General features: G+C 37.9%; 20 protein-coding genes. 17 read left to right on the top strand and 3 right to left on the bottom strand.

Features of this window, described 5'->3' with window-relative positions; translation table 11 throughout:
• The first annotated feature begins 4 nt into the window (after positions 1-4).
• From ACPF7B_RS06015 to der, 10 genes are all read left to right on the top strand, one after another.
• A complete protein-coding gene (locus ACPF7B_RS06015; protein ID WP_490504926.1) occupies positions 5-1,927 on the top strand; it encodes a TonB-dependent receptor plug domain-containing protein in 1,923 nt (640 codons plus the stop codon).
• 136 nt (positions 1,928-2,063) lie between these two features.
• Positions 2,064-2,981: an ABC transporter substrate-binding protein gene (locus ACPF7B_RS06010; RefSeq protein WP_490504925.1), complete on the top strand. Its 918-nt coding sequence runs from the start codon at positions 2,064-2,066 to the stop codon at positions 2,979-2,981.
• Positions 2,982-3,081: 100 nt separating this feature from the next.
• Positions 3,082-3,519 carry a nucleoside-diphosphate kinase gene (ndk, locus tag ACPF7B_RS06005; RefSeq protein WP_490504924.1) on the top strand — a complete coding sequence of 146 codons (438 nt, stop codon included), beginning with the start codon at positions 3,082-3,084 and terminating at the stop codon, positions 3,517-3,519.
• Positions 3,520-3,558: 39 nt separating this feature from the next.
• The gene (rlmN, locus tag ACPF7B_RS06000; RefSeq protein ID WP_490504923.1) at positions 3,559-4,671 is read left to right on the top strand and encodes a dual-specificity RNA methyltransferase RlmN; all 1,113 of its coding nucleotides are present in this window, start codon (positions 3,559-3,561) and stop codon (positions 4,669-4,671) included.
• A 159-nt stretch (positions 4,672-4,830) separates the two neighbouring features.
• Complete coding sequence (locus ACPF7B_RS05995) at positions 4,831-5,589, top strand: tetratricopeptide repeat protein (RefSeq protein ID WP_490504922.1); 759 nt, start codon at positions 4,831-4,833, stop codon at positions 5,587-5,589.
• Positions 5,579-7,084, top strand: a complete 1,506-nt coding sequence (locus tag ACPF7B_RS05990) for a helix-turn-helix domain-containing protein (protein ID WP_490504921.1) — start codon at positions 5,579-5,581, stop codon at positions 7,082-7,084. The genes ACPF7B_RS05995 and ACPF7B_RS05990 overlap by 11 nt, the downstream gene beginning before the upstream one ends.
• Positions 7,085-7,096: 12 nt before the next feature.
• Positions 7,097-8,380, top strand: a complete 1,284-nt coding sequence (gene hisS / locus ACPF7B_RS05985; protein ID WP_490504920.1) for a histidine--tRNA ligase — start codon at positions 7,097-7,099, stop codon at positions 8,378-8,380.
• A gap of 19 nt (positions 8,381-8,399) precedes the next feature.
• Positions 8,400-9,017 carry a YfgM family protein gene (locus tag ACPF7B_RS05980; protein ID WP_490504919.1) on the top strand — a complete coding sequence of 206 codons (618 nt, stop codon included), beginning with the start codon at positions 8,400-8,402 and terminating at the stop codon, positions 9,015-9,017.
• Positions 9,018-9,041: 24 nt separating this feature from the next.
• Entirely contained in the window at positions 9,042-10,184 is a 1,143-nt protein-coding gene (locus ACPF7B_RS05975) for an outer membrane protein assembly factor BamB family protein (protein ID WP_490504918.1), read from the top strand.
• A gap of 8 nt (positions 10,185-10,192) precedes the next feature.
• Complete coding sequence (gene der / locus ACPF7B_RS05970; protein ID WP_490504917.1) at positions 10,193-11,599, top strand: ribosome biogenesis GTPase Der; 1,407 nt, start codon at positions 10,193-10,195, stop codon at positions 11,597-11,599.
• Between the two features lie 87 nt (positions 11,600-11,686).
• Here the strand turns inward: der and ACPF7B_RS05965 are convergent, their stop codons facing one another.
• Both ACPF7B_RS05965 and ACPF7B_RS05960 read right to left on the bottom strand, forming a co-directional pair.
• Complete coding sequence (locus tag ACPF7B_RS05965; protein WP_490504916.1) at positions 11,687-12,091, bottom strand: hypothetical protein; 405 nt, start codon at positions 12,089-12,091, stop codon at positions 11,687-11,689.
• A gap of 136 nt (positions 12,092-12,227) precedes the next feature.
• Positions 12,228-14,528: a Tex family protein gene (locus tag ACPF7B_RS05960; protein WP_490504915.1), complete on the bottom strand. Its 2,301-nt coding sequence runs from the start codon at positions 14,526-14,528 to the stop codon at positions 12,228-12,230.
• A gap of 377 nt (positions 14,529-14,905) precedes the next feature.
• Here ACPF7B_RS05960 and ACPF7B_RS05955 point away from each other — a divergent pair, with 377 nt between their 5' ends.
• The 4 genes from ACPF7B_RS05955 to ACPF7B_RS05940 are packed head-to-tail and all read left to right on the top strand — an operon-like array spanning position 14,906 to position 18,580.
• Positions 14,906-15,364: an ATP-dependent zinc protease family protein gene (locus tag ACPF7B_RS05955; protein ID WP_490506505.1), complete on the top strand. Its 459-nt coding sequence runs from the start codon at positions 14,906-14,908 to the stop codon at positions 15,362-15,364.
• A gap of 38 nt (positions 15,365-15,402) precedes the next feature.
• Complete coding sequence (locus ACPF7B_RS05950) at positions 15,403-16,980, top strand: UUP1 family membrane protein (RefSeq protein ID WP_490504914.1); 1,578 nt, start codon at positions 15,403-15,405, stop codon at positions 16,978-16,980.
• On the top strand, positions 16,981-17,958 hold the full coding sequence (locus ACPF7B_RS05945) for an alpha-L-glutamate ligase-like protein (RefSeq protein WP_490504913.1): 978 nt from the start codon (positions 16,981-16,983) through the stop codon (positions 17,956-17,958).
• Between the two features lie 40 nt (positions 17,959-17,998).
• A complete protein-coding gene (locus ACPF7B_RS05940; RefSeq protein WP_490504912.1) occupies positions 17,999-18,580 on the top strand; it encodes a methylated-DNA--[protein]-cysteine S-methyltransferase in 582 nt (193 codons plus the stop codon).
• On the opposite strand, the gene ACPF7B_RS05935 is transcribed toward ACPF7B_RS05940, so the two are convergent.
• Entirely contained in the window at positions 18,572-19,624 is a 1,053-nt protein-coding gene (locus ACPF7B_RS05935; RefSeq protein WP_490504911.1) for a YeiH family protein, read from the bottom strand. The genes ACPF7B_RS05940 and ACPF7B_RS05935 overlap by 9 nt on opposite strands.
• Before the next feature lie 223 nt (positions 19,625-19,847).
• Here ACPF7B_RS05935 and hemW point away from each other — a divergent pair, with 223 nt between their 5' ends.
• The 3 genes from hemW (at position 19,848) to thiD (ending at position 23,460) form a co-directional block, all read left to right on the top strand.
• Positions 19,848-20,975: a radical SAM family heme chaperone HemW gene (gene hemW, locus ACPF7B_RS05930; RefSeq protein ID WP_490504910.1), complete on the top strand. Its 1,128-nt coding sequence runs from the start codon at positions 19,848-19,850 to the stop codon at positions 20,973-20,975.
• 101 nt (positions 20,976-21,076) lie between these two features.
• Positions 21,077-22,483, top strand: a complete 1,407-nt coding sequence (locus ACPF7B_RS05925; RefSeq protein WP_490504909.1) for a Do family serine endopeptidase — start codon at positions 21,077-21,079, stop codon at positions 22,481-22,483.
• Positions 22,484-22,647: 164 nt separating this feature from the next.
• Positions 22,648-23,460: a bifunctional hydroxymethylpyrimidine kinase/phosphomethylpyrimidine kinase gene (thiD, locus tag ACPF7B_RS05920; RefSeq protein WP_490504908.1), complete on the top strand. Its 813-nt coding sequence runs from the start codon at positions 22,648-22,650 to the stop codon at positions 23,458-23,460.
• Positions 23,461-23,673 lie beyond the last annotated feature (213 nt).

Below are 23,673 nucleotides of genomic sequence, written 5' to 3'. Positions count from 1 at the left end.
GCTTATGACATCTCCTTATTTAAAAGGCGCTCTTGCGCTTGCGCTTTTTTCGGTTTTATCGATTTCATCATCATTTGCGAAAACTGTTTCCACAGAAGAAAATAGTGATGAAATTATTTTCACTGCTAATCGTACTCCAACCTTGCAAAGCGAAGTTGGTGCACAGAGTATTGTTATTACCGACAATGAAATTCAAACTCGCCAGTATAATACTGCGGTTGAAGCTTTAGCACATCAACCAGGTGTGATTTTGAGCCAAAATAGTACCGCAGGGCCAAGTTCAATTTTTCTACGTGGCGCAAATGGCTATAACACTTTGGTTTTGGTAAATGGAGTTCCTTTAGGTGATCCTATGGGAACGGGTAGAATGGTTGACTTTTCACTTTTAGGATCACTTTTAGATGTCAATCGTATTGAGGTATTGAAAGGTCCACAAAGTGCTCTTTATGGTAGTTCTGCAATGGGGGGGGTTATTCAAATTTTCACCAATGATTTGAATGATAAGGGCACTAAATTACGAGTAATGGCAGGTTCACATGAAACCATTCAGGTCAGTGCTACAACCACAGGGAAAGTTGGTAAATTTCGCTATTCTCTAGGTGGGCTGATAGAGAATATGGGTGGGATAGATATATCTAAACGCACAAATAAGCCAGATCAACAATATGACAAAGATCGAAATAAAAATAGACAGTTATCTGGGAGATTCAATTATCTTATAAATGAAAATTTTGATATAGATTTAGCATTGACATATAACGATCGTTATTCAGAATATGACAGTGATTTTTCAAATTATTATTGGAATCCATATAACGATTATAATAAGACCAAGTTATTTACAGGTGTATTAGCTTTAAATGGATCTTTTTTTGAAGACCAGTGGACATCTAAAATTTCTTATGCTTTAACAAACATCAATAGAGCTAATTATACTAGCAATGATGTTTTTAGGTTTGGTGATTGGATTAATCCAGTTGGCGCTGAATTAGCTTACTATCGTTTTCGAGGTAAAACGCAAACACTTAACTTTGATAATGAATTGAGTTTTTATAAGAATTTTTCTACTCGTTTTGGATTTGCTTATCAAAAGGAGCAGGGCTCGGGCAGTGATCGGATTACTCACTCACAGAACACAAAGAGCATTTACTTAGAACAGTCGCTTGATTTTGAAGATAAATTTTTTAATACAGTAGGTGTTCGATACGATAATACATCGATGGCTGGTAATAAAACAACTTACAGACTAACTTCTCGTTATAACTTTTCTGATATTTTTGCGCTTAAAGGAAGTTTTGGTACAGGCTTTACTGCTCCTAATATATATCAAATATTTGACTCTTTTGCGGGGAATAGGGATTTAAAACCGGAGACTAGTAAAGGGGTAGATATTGGTATTGAGTTGAAACCAACGTCGAATAGTTTGGTTGCAATCAGTTACTTTAATACTCGATATAAAAACATGTTTACGAATGATATTAGCACGAATTGGATTTATGAGAATATTAGTAAAGCGAAAATATCAGGATTTGAATTATCAGGATCTATTGAGCTAAATGATCAATGGGCATTATTTGGCAGCTATACATATTTAGATGCAAAACAGAAAAATACTAACGGTATTTATGAAAAAATGCTCCGTCGTCCAAAGCATCAGATTACTGCAAATGTAACTTATAAGCCTATTGAGACATTAGCTTTAAGCGCTTCAGCTATCTATTACGGAAAACGACAAGATAGTAAAAGTGGGAAGGATATAGAACTGTCTAGTTTTGCACTTTTTGATCTCGCTGGTAGCTATAAAATTAACCGCACTTTTGAAGTTGATGCAAAGATTCAAAACCTCTTTAATAAAGATTATGAATTTGCGCGTGGCTATCGTGAGAAAGGACGAACAGCTTATGTTGGTCTAAATATCTCGCTTTAAAAGTTGTAATTTTGGAAAAATGTTCATACAAACGTACTCTTAATAGGGTACGTTTTGTTTTTAGGTTAAAATAAAGAGAGTTATGTACATAATTCGATTTGTTCAATGAATGATTTGACAGGAGTTTTTAGGAATTATGCTAAAAAGATTTGGAAGTTTGCTGATTTTATTATTGCTATCGTTCATTACATTAAGCTATGCCGATTCTGTAACGATTCCTAAAGGTGAGAGTCGAAATTGTCAACGAATCGTATCGGTATCTCCGGCCTTAAGCGATATGATGGCCGATATGAAGCTTGATAGTAATATTGTTGGAGCAACTCGTTATTGTCGATTACCTAAATCTACAACTCGCCAAGATGTTGGAGGTTTTTTTGATCTTAATTTTGAAAAAGTTGTATCACTTAAACCTGACATTGTTTTTTTAGAAGGTTCGATTGATAATCCCGTCTCTAAACGATTAGATTCTCTAGGGATTAAAAATCGTGTTTTCTCACTTGATACACTCGATGAAATGGAAGCCGCACAACAAGAGATTGGCCATTATTGCGAGGGGGAAATTGTGATTGACGAGAAAACACTCAAAGATCATTTAGCAGATTTAATTCCGCTCCCGCGTAGTACCAATAAGCCTAAGGTGTTGATTCTCTATAATTATGGCGATAATGTAGAAACGATCTTGCCAAGACTTGCTGCTGGTAGAAGTTTTCATGGAGAATTATTGTCAACCATTGGGATGGAGAATGTTTATTTAGGTTCCTTGAATGCCCCTGAGTTGAGTCGAGAGGCTATTTCTTTATTAAATCCTGAATGGATTTTTATTCTCAATAGTATTATCGAGGATCATGATGCTGATCGCGACTATTTAGATGTGACTAAAGTCTCGCCTAAGTGGGAGTTTTTATCATCGGTTAAAGCTATTCAAAATGGACAGGTTTATGAGATAAAGGGATATCACACGCAAATCCCTTCGATATCGGCGATGAAACAGTTGGCAAGAATTTTCACAGGATTAGTCTATAACAGCGGGTATACAGAAGAGATAAATCAATAGAAATGGTCGGTTGTGCCGCGTATATTTTTAAGTAGAAAAATTAAGAATATGCTAGACTAAGCCGCCTTATGATTATATTCGTTGAAAGTAGGAGTTCACAATGAGCAAACAACAAACTTTATCAATTATCAAGCCCGATGCAGTTGCAAAAAATGTCGTTGGCGCAATCTATTCACGTTTTGAAGCAGCAGGTTTTAAAATTGTTGCGGCAAAAATGACTCACTTAACTCGTGCAGAAGCTGAAGGTTTCTACGCGGTACATAAAGAGCGTCCTTTCTTTAATGATTTAGTGGAGTTCATGATCTCAGGTCCTGTTGTAATCTCTGTGTTAGAAGGTGATGATGTGATTGCTAAGCATCGTGATTTAATGGGGGCAACAAATCCTAAGGATGCTTTAGCAGGTACACTTCGTCATGATTACGCTGAATCAATTGATGCAAATGCAGTTCATGGTTCAGATGCGCCAGAAACAGCTAAAGTTGAAATCGAATACTTCTTCGGTCCAAATGCTGTTGCAGCACCAAAAGTTTGCGCATAATTTAATAGCGTAAATTCAAAAAAAGGACTTTAAATATCGATGTTAGATATTGAAATTAAAGTAGAAAACAGTAAGCGTCAGGTAAATTTATATAGCCTGACGCTTAATGATTTAAAAGAATTCTGTGCCTCGATAGGGGAGAAGCCTTATCGCGCCACACAAATCATGAAATGGCTCTATCATAAAGGTGTGCGTAGCATCGATGAGATGACAGATGTCTCAAAGAAGACTCGTGAAAAGCTGAAAGAGCTAACCACCTTAGAGCTTCCCGAAGTGATTTTAGATAATCTTTCGGAAGATGGAACGCGTAAATGGTTGATTCGATTAGATTCAGGAAACTCCATTGAAATGGTCTATATTCCCGAAGATGATCGTGGAACGCTTTGTGTTTCATCGCAGGTTGGTTGTGCTTTAGATTGCTCATTTTGTGCGACAGGCAAGCAAGGATTCAACCGAAATCTCTCTGTTGAAGAGATAGTCGGCCAATTAATGATCGCGAAGTTACTTCTCAATGATTTTGAAGAGATTGATAACTTCACACCACGTAAAGTTACCAATGTGGTCTTTATGGGGATGGGTGAGCCGCTTTTAAATTACCGAAATGTGATCGCTGCAATCTCGATCATGCTTGATGATTATGGTTTTGGATTATCAAAGCGTCGTGTGACGTTGAGTACTTCTGGTGTCGTGCCGGCGCTTTATCGTCTTAAAGATGATATCGATGTTGCTTTAGCTATTTCACTTCATGCACCTTACAATACGCTTCGTGATGAGTTAGTGCCTATCAATCAAAAATATCCGATTGAAGAACTGTTAGCGGCTTGTCGAAATTACATCGATGGGACTAATAAAAAGATTACTTGGGAATATGTTTTGCTTCGCAATGTGAATGATCGCGATGAAGATGCGCACGCGCTAGCACGGCTTATACGAAATATTCCGGGAAAGGTGAATCTTATCCCATTTAATCCTTTTGACGGAGTCGATTATGAGACCTCTTATAAGAAGCAAATCGATCATTTTAGATCAATTCTAATGGGTTATGGTTTAGTGGCCGTGACTCGAAAAACACGTGGTGATGATGTTGATGCTGCATGTGGTCAATTAGCAGGACGTGTTAAAGATAAAACTAAAAGAACCGAGGCGCGTTAGCCTTGTTTGAATTTGCAAAATAGCATAAACATAACAAAAGACGTAGTCCATTAATATGTACTACGTTTTTTTGTACTCATTTTTCTGTGAATCTTAATACTTACTCAATTATGCCTACTAGGTTTAAGGGATGTGTAAATAAAAGTATTGGAGCAGAGAATGCGACGTATCGTAAAAAATAATCTTGCTAGATTGGTTATTTTGATGTTTTTTCTTCTAATAACGGGTTGCTCATCGACTATAACGCGATTTAATCATAATAATGTGTTGACGCTAGATGATTTAGATGATGCGGATCAAAAACATTATATGCTTATTCAACATTATATTGATTCTCACTATTATGAGGCCGCAGAGAAAAAACTTGATAAGTTGATCACTCGTTACCCACTTTTTGCGGATCTTTATAATAGCTATGGGGTTCTTTGGGAAAGAAAAGGGCGAATCACGAAGGCCAATGAAAGTTTTTTAAAAGCAATTGCATTAAATTTAAATCATAAAGTTGCGCTTGAGAACTATGCTGTTCTCTTTTGTTATCGAAATAGTGATCTTCCAATTATCGATGATGAAAGATTAAAGAATCGTAAAAAGCTTATTTCTCGACTATATAGCGCGGCTTCAAAATGTTATATTACTCGCAATAATTTTAATTTGGCTCAAGAAAGCATTGAAAAAGCAATAATGCTTGATAATGAATTTGCATTAAATTATCTTTATCTAGCACAAGTACATTATCATAATCAATTGTATGATAAGGCTATATCGGCTCTGGATCGATTTAATGATCTCAATGGTTATAATAAAGAGAGTGTTCAGTTAGGATTATTGTTGAGCTTAAAAGTAAATAATAAAGTAGAAATTAATAAGTATCGTTACATACTTAGCACACAATTTAATGAGGAAAGTAGTGAAGAATAATAGAATGACTGCAGAGATATTAGGCGCACAATTGCGTGATGCTCGGATAGCAAAAGAGATGTCTGTCGAGCAAGTTTCTCGTGTGCTTTCTATTCGACCTTCACTTGTTACCGCACTTGAGCAGGGAAACTATCGAGAAATTGGTGCTTTACTCTATGCGAAAAATTATTTACGTAAATATGCTAAATTACTTAATCTTCCTCAAGAATCTTTTGAGCAGAGTCTGGAAGAATTACAAGAAGCAGCGGATCCTCGTAGTCAGGGGTTTTATGAAACGTCTAAAGTCAAACATGAAGCTGAAGAGAAGAAGCGCTCAAATAATTTTAAGTATTATTTGATTTTTGTTTTGGTGTTAATTGCGATTTTTGCATACTTTTATCAGGCAGGAGTTATTCCTTCCCCTTTTAAAAATAGTGGAATTTCTGCTAAAGAGGTCGTAAATCTTCCTAATGAACGGTTACCTCCTCTAGAGCTAGAGTATAGTCTGCAGGATGGTTCAGCAATGAATGAAGATATCACCTTTGAAGAGCTATTGAGCGAATCTCTTCGTGAGCAACAAGCGGCTCTTGTAAATGAGTACCATGAAGGAGACGTCTTTTCTGGCGGGCAAAGCGATCCAAATAATTATGAGGAGGGCGAATCTCATTTTGTAATGCTCAATAAAGAGAGCGAGATTTTAGGAGAAGGCTTTGATCATCTTGCTGTCGGGGAATATGAAAAAAAAAAGTATTCTGGGCGGTTTGATGTCTTAGGAGCCGCGTTACGGAATTATAGCCCTCTTCTTTCCGCTTCATCATTACCTTTGATTGACCTTGGAACTAAGGTAATCAGTGGTTCGTTTATTGCTCCACAATCTCACATTCAATATTTTTATGGAGTTCCCGGGAAAGTGAGATTAGGGGTGAGTTCTCCTAAGGTGCTCTTAGATAAACAAAATTATCGTTTTAAACAATATGTATCAATTTACGATCGTGAAAGTGGATTTTATCCTTTTATCGAGGGAATTGTGAATAACGCAATCTTAAAAAGTAAACAGCAAAAATTAGAAGCACTTCAAAAAAAATTGGCACAAAAGAATGAAGATGTCCTCTCTTTGCAAGAGGATAAAAATCTCGCTTGGCAAGATCAACGTAAAATATCAGTGTTACAAGATGAGATAACGGCACTTGAGGAGAATTATCAAGCATTGCAAAGCCTTATTTCCTCTTTACAAAGTGAGTTGGCACAAAAAGATGTCGTCAAGATTCGAACTGCTGATATCACAACATTAGATATTGAGGATGCTCAAGGCCGAACATTAACTAGTCGCGTGATGAGAAATGGCGATGAGTATCAGCTTGATGCGAAGGGAGGATATGATATCTATCTTGGTAACCCCGCAGTCATCGAGAAAATAACAGTTAACGGAAAAGCAATTCCGGAGTATTATTATAAGCCTTTAACAGAAGAGGCCGTATCTATACGCTTTTCACTAAATTCTGAGCTGTATCGGTAGGAAATAAAAATAATGAGTCAAAAAATAAACGCTATAAGAGGAATGCATGATTGCCTTCCTGATGAAATTGGATATTGGCAGATGATTGAAGGTCATTTGCGCTCGCTCTTTTCAGAATATGGGTATTCAGAGATTCGTACACCGATTATGGAAGAGACCCGTCTTTTTACTCGTTCTATTGGTGAAGTGACTGATATTGTTGAAAAAGAGATGTATACATTTCCTGATCAAAATGACAATTTAAGTCTTTCGTTACGTCCAGAGATGACAGCAAGTATTGTACGTGCGGGAATTCAGCATGGCTTATTTTATAATCAAGTACAGAAACTTTGGCAAATTGGCCCTGCATTCCGTTATGAAAGACCTCAAAAAGGGCGTTATCGTCAGTTTCATCAAGCAGATGTAGAGGTTTTTGGAGTTGAGACACCGGATGCTGATGCAGAGATGCTCGCAATGCTTGCACGTTTTTGGAAACGTTTAGGTATTGAGAATGAGGTAACGCTGGAAATTAATTCAATGGGGACTGCCGAAAGTCGTAAGATTTATCGCGAGAAGTTGATTCAGTATTTTGAGGGATATCAAACTCAACTTGATGAAGATTGTAAGCGCCGTTTATATACAAATCCATTGCGTATTTTAGATTCTAAGAATCCGGATTTAAATGAGATTATTGCAAAGGCACCGAAACTTCTTGATCATTTGGATCAAGAATCGAAAGATCATTTTGAAACATTATGCAAACAGCTCGATATTTTAGGGGTCACTTATAAAGTAAATTCACGTATCGTTCGAGGAATGGATTATTATACCCGCACAGTATTTGAGTGGACGACTGATAAGCTTGGTTCTCAAGGTACAGTTTGTGGCGGTGGCCGCTACGACAAGATGGTGGAAGAACTAGGTGGACGTTCAACACCCGCCATAGGTTTTGGTATGGGTATGGAGCGTTTGATTTTACTTTGTCAGGCTTGTAATGTTGCTGCTAACGAAAAAACAGCCCTCCTTACAACTATTTTTTTAGGAGAAAAAGCAACTTTAGAAGGACTAGGATTAATTGAGGAAATCCGTGATTCTTTACCTAAAGTGAGTGTTATTGCTAATTTAGGTGGAGGAAGTATGAAGTCTCAAATGAAAAAAGCTGATCGTTCCGGCGCTAAATATGCTTTAATTATGGGGGACAATGAGTTAGCGGATAATAAAGTGATTCTTAAGGATCTCCGTACTGATGGGAATCAAATAGAAATCGATCGCAGTGGGCTCAAAGAATTTTTATTTAATAATTTAACAGATCAATAGATAGATAAGGTTGATGTATATGGCTTTAAATCAATACGAAACAGATGAACAGCGCGCGGAAGTACTCGTCGATTGGTTAAAACGTAATGTGGGATTTATTCTTTTACTAATTGTAGTAGTTGTTGGTTCAATTGTGGGGGTTGAGTATTATCGAAATCACTCATCATCAAAATTAAATCAGCTTTATGATGTGTATGAATCCTCTTTAGCAGAGATTGCAAAGTCGCCTTTAGATACAGCTCAAGGTGAGAAAGTTATCGCTGAAAATGAAGGTATTTATAAAGTATTTTCCGCAATGCTGCTAGCAAAAGAAGCACATGGAGCAAAAGAATACGATGTGGCTGAAAGTTACCTAAAACAGGCTCTTGCAGATGCTGATGAAGAAGGTGTGAAGTCACTTCTTCAATATCGTTTAGCTATTGTTCAGTATGATCAAAATAAAAATGAAGATGCCTTAGCATCATTAAAAGAAATTCAGGCGCCAGAATTTTTAGGGTTACGTAAAGCGTTAGAAGGTGATATTTATCTTTCATTAGGGAAAGAGCAGGATGCAAAAATCTCTTATGAAGAAGCACTGAAAAGTGATGTTGTACCTGAAAATACATTAAATAAATTTAATCGTCTAAATGCACAATAAATATTGCAGATAGGGCTTATCAAAATGAAGAAAATCACTACGATGATCATCGCAACTCTGTTGGTTGCTGGCTGTGCCGGTGGCTTAAGAGGGAAGAGTAATTTAGCGCCACCAACAGATTTAGATAAATCTGTTCCGAGTAATCTTGTTTCGAAAGATTGGGTGGTAAAAACTAATAGTTCAACCTCAAAAGAGAGTGCGTTACGCTTTTTAATTGCGGATGATGGCGTGAATACCTTATACGTTGCCGGAGAAAAAGGGAATATTAATGCGGTAGATATGAATAGTGGGCAGAAAATTTGGGAGAATAAAACTGCCCCTTTGAATACGGGTATTAGTTACAGCCAAGGAGTTTTACTCGTTGGCCGTCAAGATGCAAATATTGAGGCATTATCCGCATCGAATGGTTCATCAATTTGGGTGAAAAGATTGTTGGGCGTCCCTGCAGTATCGCCGGTAGCAAATGGTGATATCGCGGTAATTCGTACGCTCTTTGGAGCCGTTGAAAGCTTTAACTTGCAGTCAGGGCAAGAGGATTGGGCGTATATCTTCAATAACGCAGAGTTCGCAGTAAGAGGTGCGGCGCCTCCAACATTCTTAAATGGAAATGTCCTTCTTGCAAGCGATGAAGGATCATTATCCTTAATTAACTCAGAGACTGGTGAAGAAATGTGGCGTACTGTATTAAGTAAGCGCCTTAATGCTAGCTATATGGGCGGGTTAAGAGATGTTGATGCTGCGATTGTTGTGACTCCTGATCGAATTTATGTTGGCCAATACCATGCTGGAGTGACAGCCCTTACGCACCAAGGACGGAAAGTATGGCAAGCTGGTAAAGGTGTTTATGCTGGTCTAGTATATGCTGGTGATGCCGTTATTACCGTTGAGCGTGATAGTACTATTGAGGCACTTGATGCGCAAAATGGTATGACACAATGGAGTAATCAAGATTTAAAGGGACGTAATTTAACACGTCCAGTTTTGGTAGGTAACCGTATTGTTGTGGGTGATTTTGAAGGGTATGTTCATGTAATTGATGCAACAACAGGTATTTTACAGGGCTCCACTAAAATTGCTTCTACAGGGTTTTTATTAGATATTAAAGAGATAAATGGACGAGTCTATCTCTTAGACTATTCCGGTACGCTCTATCGAGTTTCAATTTAAGGGAAAGAATGTCAGTAGCACCACTTATAGCGCTTGTTGGGCGTCCTAATGTCGGGAAATCAACAATTTTTAACTCACTAACTAGAACCCGAGATGCGTTAGTAGCAGATCAACCCGGGTTAACAAGAGATCGCCAATACGGTGAAGGAAAAGTTGGCGATCGACCTTATCAAGTGCTCGATACTGGTGGACTTTCAGATGATGATAATAAGATGGATCATCTGATTGCTGAGCAAGCGTGGATTGCTGCGGAAGAAGCTGATCTCATCTTTTTCATTGTAGATGGACGCTCAGGGGTTACTGCCTACGATGAAGAGATCGCCGATCGACTACGTCGTATGGGGAAGCCTGTAATTGTGGTTGTGAACAAGGCCGAGGGTATTTCGCCGGAAGTCATTGTAGGAGATTTTTATACGCTAGGTTTAGGTACACCTGTCGCAATTTCAGCTTCGCATAATCAGGGACTTTATGAGTTGCTTCAACGAGCCTACTCCGAAATTGATTTTCCAGAGAAAGACTCGGTAGAAGAAGAAAAACACGATAACATTATTCGTCTTGCGGTTTTTGGTCGCCCTAATGCAGGGAAATCTACACTGATTAACCAAATTGTGGGCGAGGAACGTGTTTTAGCTTCTGATATCGCTGGGACGACGCGTGATAGTATTGAGATCCCATTTTCTGCATATGATCGGGAATTTATTCTTATAGACACTGCTGGTGTTCGTCGTAGAAGTCGTGTGACGGATATGATTGAAAAATTTAGTGTGCTTAAGAGCTTGGATGCCCTTGAAAAAGCGAATGTTGTGGTATTTGTTTTTGATGCTAAAGAGGGACTGTCAGATCAAGATGCAACGCTTTTAGGTGCTGTTTTAGAGGCGGGTAAAGGTTTAATTTTAGCGGTTAATAAGTGGGATTCCCTCGATGACGATGAGAAGCGTTGGGTGCAACAAGATTTTTCTCGCCGTTTTGCTTTTATTGATTTTACCGAGCCAATGTTTATTTCAGCATTGAATGGTCAAGGTGTCAGACAAGTTATTCGTCAGGCAATAGATGTTTTTGATCAGTCGATGCGTGAGTTTTCGACAAATGAACTCTCTAATATTTTGGAATATGCAATCCATAATCATCAACCGCCAATGGAAAAAGGGTATGCACCAAAGCTACGCTATGCTCATCAAGGTGGAAAAAATCCATTAAAGGTAATTATTCATGGTAATCGTACACAATATGTGAAAGATAGTTATACACGCTATTTAAGTAATATTTATCGTGAAGAATTAGGCATCGAAGGTTCACCTGTTAGAATCTATTACCGCACCAACGAAAATCCTTACGCTAATCGTCCTGGAAAAACGGCAGAAATACGGGGAAGTGCAAAGCGTAAACGTAAAATAGAGCGTCAAAAAGAGAAGTAATTAGCGCTTATTAATATATTGGGATTAATAAAAGGCTCTGATATTTTTAGAGCCTTTAAGCTTTTAATGCCGCTGTAAAGTCAATATCTACTCAATATTTAGTAACCAAAACTCTGTATGATCTTTTTGTAAGTGGAGGGTATCAAAAGCATTGGATCCATTATTGAAGTAGATTGTGTAACGTACAATTGCTTGATCTTTGTTAGCATTAAATTCAATTGAGTGGTATTCAATTTTTTGTATGCCACCTTGAACATTGATATTTTCGGCTAAATCTTGAAAAATAATTGTTAAAATTTCATATAGTTCTGCTTCTGATTCACGTTCGGCAAGGTTTGCTTCTAAGTTGAAGAGTGCAATGAGTTCAGGATAGTTCTGTGTACCGAGCTTTTCATAAAAGAGTTGAATACTCTCCTCTGGGGAGTGGGGATCGCTACATCCCGCAAGTAGAAGCATAAAACCTAAGATAAGTGTGCGTATTTTAAAAGTCATCACATTCTCAATAAAATATGAGTTAAAAGTATCTATGCAATGTTATTGATAGATTTGATTTTTGAGTGGATTATATCAAATAAGCGTGGCTGTCTAAATGGATAAAATTTTCGTTTAAATTTAAACAGCCAGTATTTTAACGTTTTAATTTACCTAGGGCTTCAACAAATGGATTGTTAATTGTCGATGTTGAACGTTGATCCGATTGTTTGATTTTTTTACTATTCGTTGGTGTCGCTTTATTTTCGGTAGTATTAGTTGTTTCAATGGGATCATTCATCCGCATAGTTAAGCCAATACGTTTGCGAGGAATATCAACATCTATTACTTTAACTTTAATGACATCCCCCACTTTTACGATTTCATGCGGATCTTTCACGAATTTATCAGCAAGTGCACTGATATGAACAAGACCATCTTGATGAACGCCGATATCAACAAAGGCTCCAAAGTTGGCTACGTTTGTCACAACGCCTTCGAGTTTCATACCTGGTTTAAGGTCTTTCAGGTCGGTAATATCATCACGGAAAGTCGCGGTAACAAATTTAGGGCGGGGATCACGACCCGGCTTTTCTAGTTCTTCAAAAATATCTTTAATGGTAGGTATGCCGAATTGTTCACAAATAAAATCTTTCGGATCTAATTGACGGATAAAGTTACTGTTCCCTAATATCTCTGTGAGTGGCTTTCCTGTTTTGATTAAAATTCTTTCTACTGCGGGATATGCTTCTGGGTGAACCGCGGATATATCAAGTGGATTGTCGCCACGGATCCGTAAGAATCCAGCCGCAAGTTCAAATGTTTTTGGACCTAGTCGCGGTACTTTGCGAAGCGCATCACGATTTGGGAAAGGTCCATTTTTATCACGAAAGTCGACAATATTTTGTGCAGTTGTACTATTTAAACCAGAGACTTGTGCTAATAAAGCGCTTGAGGCAGTATTGGCATCGACACCTACTGCGTTAACACAATCTTCCACAACTGCTTCTAACATTTTTGAGAGTTGAGTTTGGTTGACATCATGTTGATACTGACCAACTCCGATGGCTTTGGGTTCAATCTTCACAAGTTCAGCGAGAGGATCTTGTAAGCGCCTTGCTATTGAAACTGCCCCTCGGAGTGAGACGTCCAAATTTGGAAATTCTTTTGCGGCTAAGGCAGATGCAGAGTAGACAGAAGCACCGGCTTCACTTGTGACAACTTTGTTGAGGTATGAGTATTTTTTACAGAGTTCACTGGCAAGTTTGTCAGTTTCTCGTGATGCAGTACCATTTCCGATAGAAATTAATTCAGGTTGATATTTTTCAACAAACTGTCCAAGCAGATGTAATGCTTCATCCCAACGATTTGCCGGAGCGTGTGGATAAATTGTTGCTGTATCGAGTAGTTTTCCAGTACGATCGACGACCGCAACTTTACAGCCTGTTCGCAAGCCTGGATCAATTCCTAAAATACCTTTTTCTCCGGCGGGGGATGCTAAAAGAAGATCTTTAAGATTTCGTGCAAAAACTTTAATCGCTTCTGTCTCTGCATTTTCTCGAAGTTGGTTGATGAGTTCTAAGGAGAGCGATAGATGCAACTTTGCTTTCCAACTTAATCGAATGGTATCTTTCAGCCAAGGGTGGGGATTGGTGAGAGAAAAACGATCCATAATAAATGTTTGGGGTGCTTCCACAAGCTCTTCAGGTAACTTAAGTTCTAGTGAGAGAATATCTTCATTGCGACCACGTAGCAATGCTAGAGCCCTATGGGAAGGAATATCCTTGATTTTTTCTTGAAAGTCGAAGTAATCACTATAATTATTTCCTATCTCTTCTTTATCTGTTTGGACGGTAGAATAAATAACGCCAAAGCTCCAAAGATATTGACGTAATTTCCCGAGGAGTTCTGCATTTTCGGCGATGCGTTCAATGATAATAAAGCGAGCGCCATCAAGCACGTCTTTCACTTCGTTAAATTGATGTTCGGGGTTGAGATATCTGGTAGCTAACGTTTCGATCTCTTCTTCAAGTTGATTGGTGAAGAGCAGGTCAGCGAGAGGTTCGATACCAGCTTCGATTGCAATTTGAGCACGAGTACGGCGCTTAGGACGGAAAGGAAGGTATAAATCTTCCAATTCTGTTTTGGTGGTTGTGCTATTAATCTGAGCCCGTAATTCAGGAGTAAGTTTCTCTTGTTCTAAAATGGATTGAAGAATTGTTGCTCGGCGATCATTAAGTTCTCGAAGATAAGTTAAGCGTTCTTCTAAAAGACGTAATTGTGTATCATCAAGTCCGCCGGTAACTTCTTTTCGGTAGCGAGCAATAAAAGGAACGGTCGCACCTTCGTCGAGTAAACGCATTGCTGCCGCGACTTGTTCTTTTTTCGCATTAATATCTTGAGCAATAATCTGTGGTAACGCTTCTAAGTGCGCTTTTATATCTGCTTCAATAGCCATTTAGAAAGGCTCCTTTTTATCTTTTAACGAATTGATCATTATACATTTTTATCTGCTACGCAGTAGTAGACGTATAAAAGCTGTACTTTACAATTTAAGATACTGGAAATAATAAAGAGTATTTTAGGATGCTACAACAGAAGAGTATCTGAATTAGAGTAAAATCGATGATATGTGTAGATGTTTGTTTGTCTTTATGGAATATTTTTTCAGGCGATAACCTGTGTTAAAATAATCAACTTGATAATAAAAATCCGGGACAAATGGTGAATCAAAACTATTTTAAAAGTAGGTTTAAAAATATGAGAAAAACTGTAGCACTATCAGCAATATTACTCCTATCTTTAGGTGTTGGTTTTGCAAAAAAGGATCAAGATATGAAAGGCTCACAACCGATTTTTGGTCGATATGAATTGATTACAATTGATGAGTTAGGTGATACAGAGATTAAAGCCAAGTTAGATACAGGGGCTTATACGGCATCTTTAAATGCTGTCGATATTGAATATTTCAAAAAAAAGGGAGATGACTGGGTTCGTTTTACCCCAGTTATTGATGATCAGCCACTTGCTCAGCAAGAGATGCCACTAGTGAAAATTTCTCGAATTAAGCAACGAGTGGAAGAAGGAGAGGATACTGATGATATAGCCTCTTCTAAACGCCCAGTGGTTGAAATGACTGTCTGTTTAGGTGGCCTTAAGGAGACGATTGAAGTCAACTTAACTAATCGAGGACATTTTAGCTATCCATTATTAATTGGGGCAAAAGCATTAAGACAATATAAAGCATTAGTTGATGCTAATCGTAAATATACCACTGTTCCTGAATGTCAGTAGAGCAGCCTAATCCCACTTATTTATAAGGAAAGTATCCTGTGCGTTCCGTTAATCTACACCTTAAAGTTTTAATTTTCTTGCTCGTTGCGATTGGCTTAGGGTCAATCATTTATGAGCGTTATGTATTGCAGATTCCTTTTACCGATCAAGATGTGGAAAATCTTTGGACGATTGATGCCAAAATTACCTACGATGTGCCTAAATCAAGTGCTGTTTCTGTAAAGTTTTATGTCCCTACTGATTACCAAGACTATACGCAATTTAGCGAAACATTAGTTGCAGATAAGCAGTATGGTCAAAGTTTTGAGGTAGATGATCTTGGTAATAAAATTGCACATTATTCAATTCGTCGGACTCAAGGTGCTGAAACGATCTATTACCGTTTAGCTTTATCGCCTAATTTTGGTGGGGTGAATAAAACTCAGGAAAAGGGCTCGATTTATCGTGAAGCGATTCCATTGGATGGTGCAGAACAATTAGCAGTAGATGCATTAGTGAGCGATATCCGCTCAACATCGTCAAATACCATGAGTTTTATCAGTGAAACAATCACTCGAGTTAATGACTTTAGTAATTCTAATGTTGCACTTCTACTAAAAGGTGATACTTCTGCAAAAAATCGATATGCAGTTGCAGAAATGATTCTGTCACAAGCCCATATTCCCGTACAACGCGTGAATACTTTGGAGTTAAAGCCTAGCACGGATCAACAGCCAGAAGTATGGTTAAGAAGTTATATTGAAACATCGAGTAAAGATAAAGAGACTAATAAAAATGTTACTACGGGGAAATGGTATTATTTTAACATTAATAATGGTGTTGTAGGGTTGCCGAAAAATACGATTGTTTGGTCAGTAGGGGATGAGCCGCTATTAACTGTTAATGCGCAAAAACCGCGAGTTTCATTTAGTGTTACAGACAAACAGTTAACAGCGATTAGTTTAGCGCAGGCGACTAATACAGACAGTGCAGAATTCCTCTCTTATTCGCTTTACTCATTGCCAATTTCGGTGCAGTTTGGGTATGAATTGATGTTGATGATCCCATTTGGTGTTTTAGTTATTCTTCTGGTTCGAAATGTGGTTGGTATTCAAACCTTAGGAACTTTTACGCCGGTTTTGATTGCCCTTGCATTTAGAGAAACAGGGCTAGGGTTCGGGGTTGCCTTTTTCTCGGTTATTATCGCGATAGGATTATTAGTTCGTTCTTACTTAGAACATTTGAAGTTACAGATGCTCTCACGATTATCAGTTGTTCTTACATTTGTTATTTTGATGATCGCAATACTTAGTATTATTAGTTATAAGATGGGTTTTGCGCGCGGCTTAGCGATAGGCTTATTCCCAATGGTTATTTTAACAATGACCATTGAACGCTTATCGATAACTTGGGAAGAGCGTGGTGCAGGGAATGTACTTAAGATTAGTATTGGAACATTAATTGCATCATCGCTTGCATATCTTTTAATGGATATTCCAGAATTTGTTTATTTCGTCTTTACATTCCCAGGTATCCTCTTAGTACTTGCTGGCTTTATGTTAATGATGGGGCGTTATCGTGGTTATCGTTTAACAGAACTTAAACGTTTTAGAGCAATGCTCAAAGAGGAGAAGTAAATGTTTACGATGATTAAGCGTTGGCGCGCACTTCGTAAGCGAGGCGTTATGGGTATTAACGAACGAAATGGTGATTTTGTTCTAAAGTACAATAATCGCAAATTCTATCCTTATGTAGATGATAAAATTATTACGAAAGAGCGTGCTATTGCTGCAGGAATCAATGTTCCAGAGATGTATGGAGTGATTGAAACAGAGCGTGATATCAAAAATTTGCGTAAGATCCTAAAAGATAAAACGGAGTTTGTTATTAAGCCAGCACAAGGTGCAGGTGGTGATGGAATAATGGTCATCGGTGATAAGTTCGACGATACTCGCTATAAAACTGTTTCGGGCCGTCTGATCACACTTGATGAAATTGAATATCAAATTTCGAGTACACTTACCGGTCTATACTCTTTAGGTGGATCTAGAGATCGAGCCTTGATTGAGTATAAAGTCAATTCTGACCCAATTTTCAGTAGTATCAGCTATGAAGGGGTGCCGGATATTCGTGTGATCGTCTTAATGGGTTATCCCGTAATGGCGATGCTTCGTCTTCCAACCCGTCAATCAAATGGTAAAGCAAATCTTCATCAAGGTGCAATTGGTGTTGGTGTTGATCTTGCGACCGGGCAGACACTTGAAGGTACATGGTTTAATGAAATTATTCAGCGGCATCCTGATACTAATAATCACGTGAGTAATGTGACTTTGCCTGATTGGAATGGCTTTTTAGAACTTGCAACCAGTTGTTATGAGCTTAGCCAGTTAGGGTATATCGGTGTGGATATGGTGCTCGATGAGGTGAAGGGGCCTTTGGTGCTTGAAATCAATGCTCGTCCTGGCTTGAATATTCAAATTGCTAATAATGCTGGTTTAGCTGCTAGGGCAAGACAAGTAGAGTCTCATCTAGTGGAGTTGAAAAAATCAGGTAAGCCGGTAGAGAGTATTCAGGAACGAATGGCTTTTTCTCAAGAACATTTTGGGCGACATTAGATTCGTCTAATCGAACGATATTGGAAAAGGATGGTCATAAATGGGATTTATTAGAAACTATTTTTATTATCATCCTTTTGATGTTGGAGATATTGGAATCCGATTTTCTAAACGAGGATTAATTGAATTTGATATTTCACAAATATTCCAAGATTTATCGACGCAAAAAAGTAATGAGGAGCCTTTTAAAAAGCGTTGGAAAGCCATTGCTAATGAAATCTTAGATTGCGAACAGGTCGAGGATCTCTCTTTGAAAAATCTTATTGTTAATACAATTGCTGAGTTGACAGCATATTTTGCGGGGAAGTTAAGAACTTTCATGCTTCCAATAGATTTTGAGGGTGGTACAACATTTCAAAGGGTGGTTTGGCAATCATTGCAAACAATTCCTTATGGCGAAGTGATTAGTTACAAAATACTTGCCGAGAAGATCGGTAATCCTCGAGCGGTTCGCGCTGTTGGTAGTGCAAATGGCAAGAATCCATTACCGATTATTATTCCCTGTCATCGAGTGATTCAAGCAAATGGTATGCTTGGAGGATATAGTGGTGGCTTGCATGTTAAACGAGCGCTTTTAGATCTTGAGGGTGTTACTTGTTCTGCAGAAAAAGTTTTAATTTAGAAAAAGTGCGATCAATAGGAGCGCTAACATCAGCTGGCCTGTCCCTACGTATAAAGCATATAGGGCGAGTTTTCCACCTTGTTGTTTGAGTAGTGCGAAATTTAAACGCAGTCCAATCGCTGCAAGTGCAATCGTTTCAAACGCATGGCTGATGGATAATAAATAAAGAGTGAGATTTTCTGAGAATACAGACAGGGAATTGAGCGTACATGCAATTATAAATCCAAAAAGATACCAAGGTATGAGCGTAAATAATTTTGTTTTTTTTGATTTTATCAAATCTTGGTTATCGTTTGTTTTTTGATTTTTAGATTGTTCGGCATACTGTTTTTTTTGTGCTAGGTGGTTAAATAGTAAAACAATAATTACCAAAGAAGCGATTCGCATGATTTTAAAGACGGTTGCATTTCGGATAACATCGGTTCCTAACATACTTGCACTCGCGATAACTTGTCCGACAGACTGAAGTATCCCTCCGATGAAGGCACCTTGATGTAATTTAGAGTTGTAGAGGAAAATTGCAATTAATGGTAAAAGGAACATCATAATGGTGCCCATTAAATTGACGATGGTAATAATTAATCCACGTTCATCCTCTTTTGCATTGATAACGGGTGCAACAGCAGCGATTGCTGAGGAGCCGCAGACAGCATTACCTGCCGCCATTAATAGATAATAGCTTTGAGAGAATTTTAACAATTTACCTATTAAGATGGCGATAGTAATTGTGCCAGTGATTTGTAGAGCGATAAATAGAGTAGACGTGAGGCCAAGATACGAAAGAGTTTCAAATGTTACTGAAAAGCCAAGTAGAACAATCGCGTATTCGAGTAATCTGCTTTCCGAAAATTTTGTGCCTTTTTGAAATATTGGTTGTTTGAAATAGAGATTTCCTAAAATAATTCCTAAAAAAATAGCAATCGGTGACGCACCTATGACGGTAATTGCAGGAATTAGACGAATGCTTAAAAAGGCAATCAACGCCGTTGCAATGGACAATATTATGCCGGGTAAAAGAGTCGGTACTTCGGACAGTGTAGGCATAAATTTGGGATATCTCAGAAAATTCATAATCACTAAATCATTGTTTAAAAATAGATAATATTATTACTATCGAAAATGATTTTATCGTACTCCTTTTCTATTAATCGCGAAAGAAAAGTTACTATAATTTGTAAACAAACGACTTTTAATCCGATTTCTCTGACATGTATTCAGAAATTCTTTATACTTTTATCCAATTAAATTAGGAAACGAGCTTAAATACATGATTCCACTCTCTCTCTATATTCATTTTCCATGGTGTATCCAAAAATGTCCTTATTGTGACTTTAATTCACATAAAAATAATGAAGAACTCTATGAGCCTTACATGAAAACATTGATAGAGGACCTGGTCGAAATATTACCTTATATTTGGGGCCGGAAGATAGAGTCAATTTTTATTGGCGGTGGCACGCCAAGTCTTATACCACCTAATTTACTTGATGAATTATTTTCAGAATTACGCAAACTGCTTAATTTTTCTCCCACGATTGAGATTACCATGGAAGCAAATCCTGGAACAGTAGATGCATCCTACTTTAAGGAATATCGTAAAATAGGTATTAACCGACTTTCGATCGGCGTTCAGAGTTTGAATAATGAACAACTACAAAAAATAGGTCGTATTCATTCAAGTGATGAAGCACGTACAGCCTTTAAAATTGCACGCGAGGCGGGATTTGATAATATCAATTGTGATTTGATGTTTGGTTTGCCGGGACAGACCCTAGATGCGGCGCTCACTGATTTAAAGGGAATTATAAATTTGAGTCCTGAGCATATATCCCATTATCAATTAACAATAGAGCCGAATACTTATTTTCATCGCTATGAGCCAGAATTGCCCAAAGATGAGGTAATCGAATCCATGCAGTTGGAAAGTTATCGACTGCTCGAAGAAAGCGGCTATGAGCATTATGAAGTATCTGCTTTTGCAAAATTGGGATACAAAAGCCGGCATAATCGAAATTATTGGGAATTTGGCGATTATATTGGTATCGGTGCTGGGGCTCATGGGAAAATTACGATGATGAATGATCGAAAAATTTTTCGAACGCAAATCGAAAAGCATCCCAGAACATATGTTGAATCGTTAGCAAAAGAGCGTTTAACGATTAATAAAATCGAGAAAAAAGATTTACCCTTTGAGTTTTTCTTGAACGTTTTACGTTTAAAGGAAGGTGTTCCTGCCATATATTGGGGAGAGCGTACTTTTTTAGAAAATAGGCAGATAGAAAAATTATTATGTGAGTGGCGAGAACAAGGGTTGTTAGAATTGTCGACAGAACAGATAAAGCCGACTGATGCAGGACTATTATTTGTTAATAGTATGTTAGAAAAATTACTTTAAAATTGAAAATTTATCTGTATTTATTCTATTTTCTTTCTTGAATATCAAAATTTGAATCCTTATATTGAATACATGAGTCAAATATATAAGGAGAAACTCTGATGCAACTCAAAAAACGTTATTTTGCTCAAATTGGGCTTATGATTTCTGCCGCGATTTTGCTGATGCAGCAAGTTTTCGCACAGTTACCTGATTGGAGTGAGCTCTTTGAGAAAAATAAATCCGCGGTCGTAAGTATTACTACCGAGGCGACTGAAACGATTCAAGCTTTTTCACCTTTTCAGGGCTTTCCTTTTGGTGAATCTCCTTTTGGTGGCAATGATCCTTTTAGTTTTTTCTTTGGTAATGGTGGAGCGCCAGAGGAGCAGGAAAGAATCGTTCGTGGAGCTGGTTCGGGTTTTATTATTGATGATGAAGGATATGTAATTACTAATGCGCATGTTGTGAATGAAGCGGACAAAATTACAGTTCATCTTGCAGATCGTCGTGAACTTTCAGCAGAGCTTGTAGGACTTGATAAGAAAACAGATGTAGCGGTTCTGAAAATTGATGCAGAAAAATTACCTGTGGTAAAAATTGCAGATGTCTCTAAGTTAAAAGTAGGGCAATGGGTAATGGCTGTTGGCTCTCCATTTGGATTAGATTACACGGCAACGCAAGGAATTATCAGTTCATTGGGTCGAAATTTACCGAATGATACGCTAACACCATTTATCCAAACTGATGCCGCGGTAAACCCTGGCAACTCAGGTGGGCCACTTTTCAACACAGATGGAGAAGTGATTGGTATTAACTCGCAGATCTATACTAGTACGGGAAGCTATGCGGGAGTTAGTTTTGCAATTCCTATTGATTTGGCAATGCATATCGTTGAGCAACTCCGTACAGAAGGTAAAGTATCTCGTGGCTGGCTAGGTGTACAAATTCAAGAAGTGACATCAACATTGGCGGAAACATTTGATCTAGATAAGCCAAAAGGAGCCTTGATTGCAAGTATTGTAGAAGAGAGTCCTGCAGGCAAATCTGATCTGAAGGTTGGAGATATTATTCTTAAATTTAATGGCCAAGAAGTTATGTCATCGAGCCAACTTCCTGTGTTAGTTAGTCGTGTAAAAGGCGGGGAAGTTGTTGATCTTGAAGTGCTTCGTAATGGCAATATTGAAAGCGTAAAGGTGACGATTGAAGCACTTGATGACGATGGTGTCAAGGCCGCTGGTAAAGGTGCTGCGGCAAAAAATACATTAGGGATTGCGGTAGAAGAGACAAAATCTTCTGCGGCAATTAAAGGTGTTTTGGTGACGGCTGTTGAGGATGGAATCGCTAAAAAAGCAGGTGTGCTTGTCGGTGATGTCATTACCCAGATTGATGGTGTTGATGTGACAGATCTTTCTTCCTTTAATAAAGCGTTGAAAGATACCAAAGATAGTAATGTTCTTCGAATCTTGTTGCATCGCAATGGTAATCCTTATTTTATTGCAGTGCGTAAAGAAGCGAATAAAAAGAAATAAGATCAAAATACGATTGATAAAATCAGAGGTTAAGTCAGAGAATTGACTTAACCTTTTTATTTGGGGGTCATAAAAAATAAGTTGTCATCTAGTAAACTTAGGTGCAAGATTAACGAATGAGCTTAATTACTCAATAAAAAGAAGATTAATAAAAGGTATAAAATATGAAAAAAATTCTAACTATTGCAGGGTCAGATTCAAGTGGTGGTGCAGGAATACAAGCGGATCTTCGCACTTTTGCAAAACATAATTTATATGGTTTTAGCGCTTTAACGGTGATTGTGACAATGGACCCTAATAATAATTGGGCTCATGGTGTATATCCGATTGATATCACAACTATTGACGCACAGATGAATACTGCCCTTGATGGCGTAGGTGTTGATGCGGTAAAACTTGGGATGCTCCCAACGCCGGAAATTATTGCGCATGTTGCGGAGCGTTTAGAAAAGTTGGAAAGAGAGAAGCCTGTTGTAGTTGACCCTGTTATGGTTTGTAAGGGTGATAAGCCATTATTTCCAGAACACGCTGAAGCGATTCGTACCAACTTAGTCAAATATGCAACAGTAACAACACCGAATTTATTTGAAGCAGCCCAATTAGCTGGAATGGATAAAATTGAGAGTTATGAAGATGCGCAAGAGGCAGCTCAGAAAATTATGAAGTTAGGGTGTGGTGCTGTTGCAATTACGAATGTTGGAAGCGTAATGTCTCCTAAAACATCGGCGGATCTTTATTATGACGGTGAAGAACTGCTACTGATTGAAGGTGCTCACATTGAAACAAATCATACTCATGGCTTAGGATGCACATTTGCTGCACATGTAGCTGCGAATCTTTGCAAAGGTTTCTCAAAACGTGAATCTGTTGTTTTAGCAAAAGAAGCTATCAAAATGGGTATGAAGCATCACTTTCAACTAAACCAATATGTTGGAACGCTTAACTTTTCAGAAAGTTTTAAAGTAATTGAGAAATAAATTTCATAATTAATTCAAATTAGTATAAAGGGTGCATTGGACAAAAAGCACCTTTTTGTATTTTTAGGGGGTTGCAATCTTTAAAAAAATAGGTAAGATAGCTCACCTGTTCAGACAGCAAGTCGAAATACTGAGTCAAACAGATTAAGAAGGGTACTTATATTACCTTTCATTAAGCCAAAATTTGAGAGTTGTTTTTAATCGTTTTAAGAT

It is taken from the genome of Ignatzschineria sp. 22MB058224 (genome assembly GCF_058188435.1).
The sequence above is the reverse complement of the archived record's forward strand: the minus strand, read 5'-3'. Positions and strand labels throughout refer to the sequence as shown.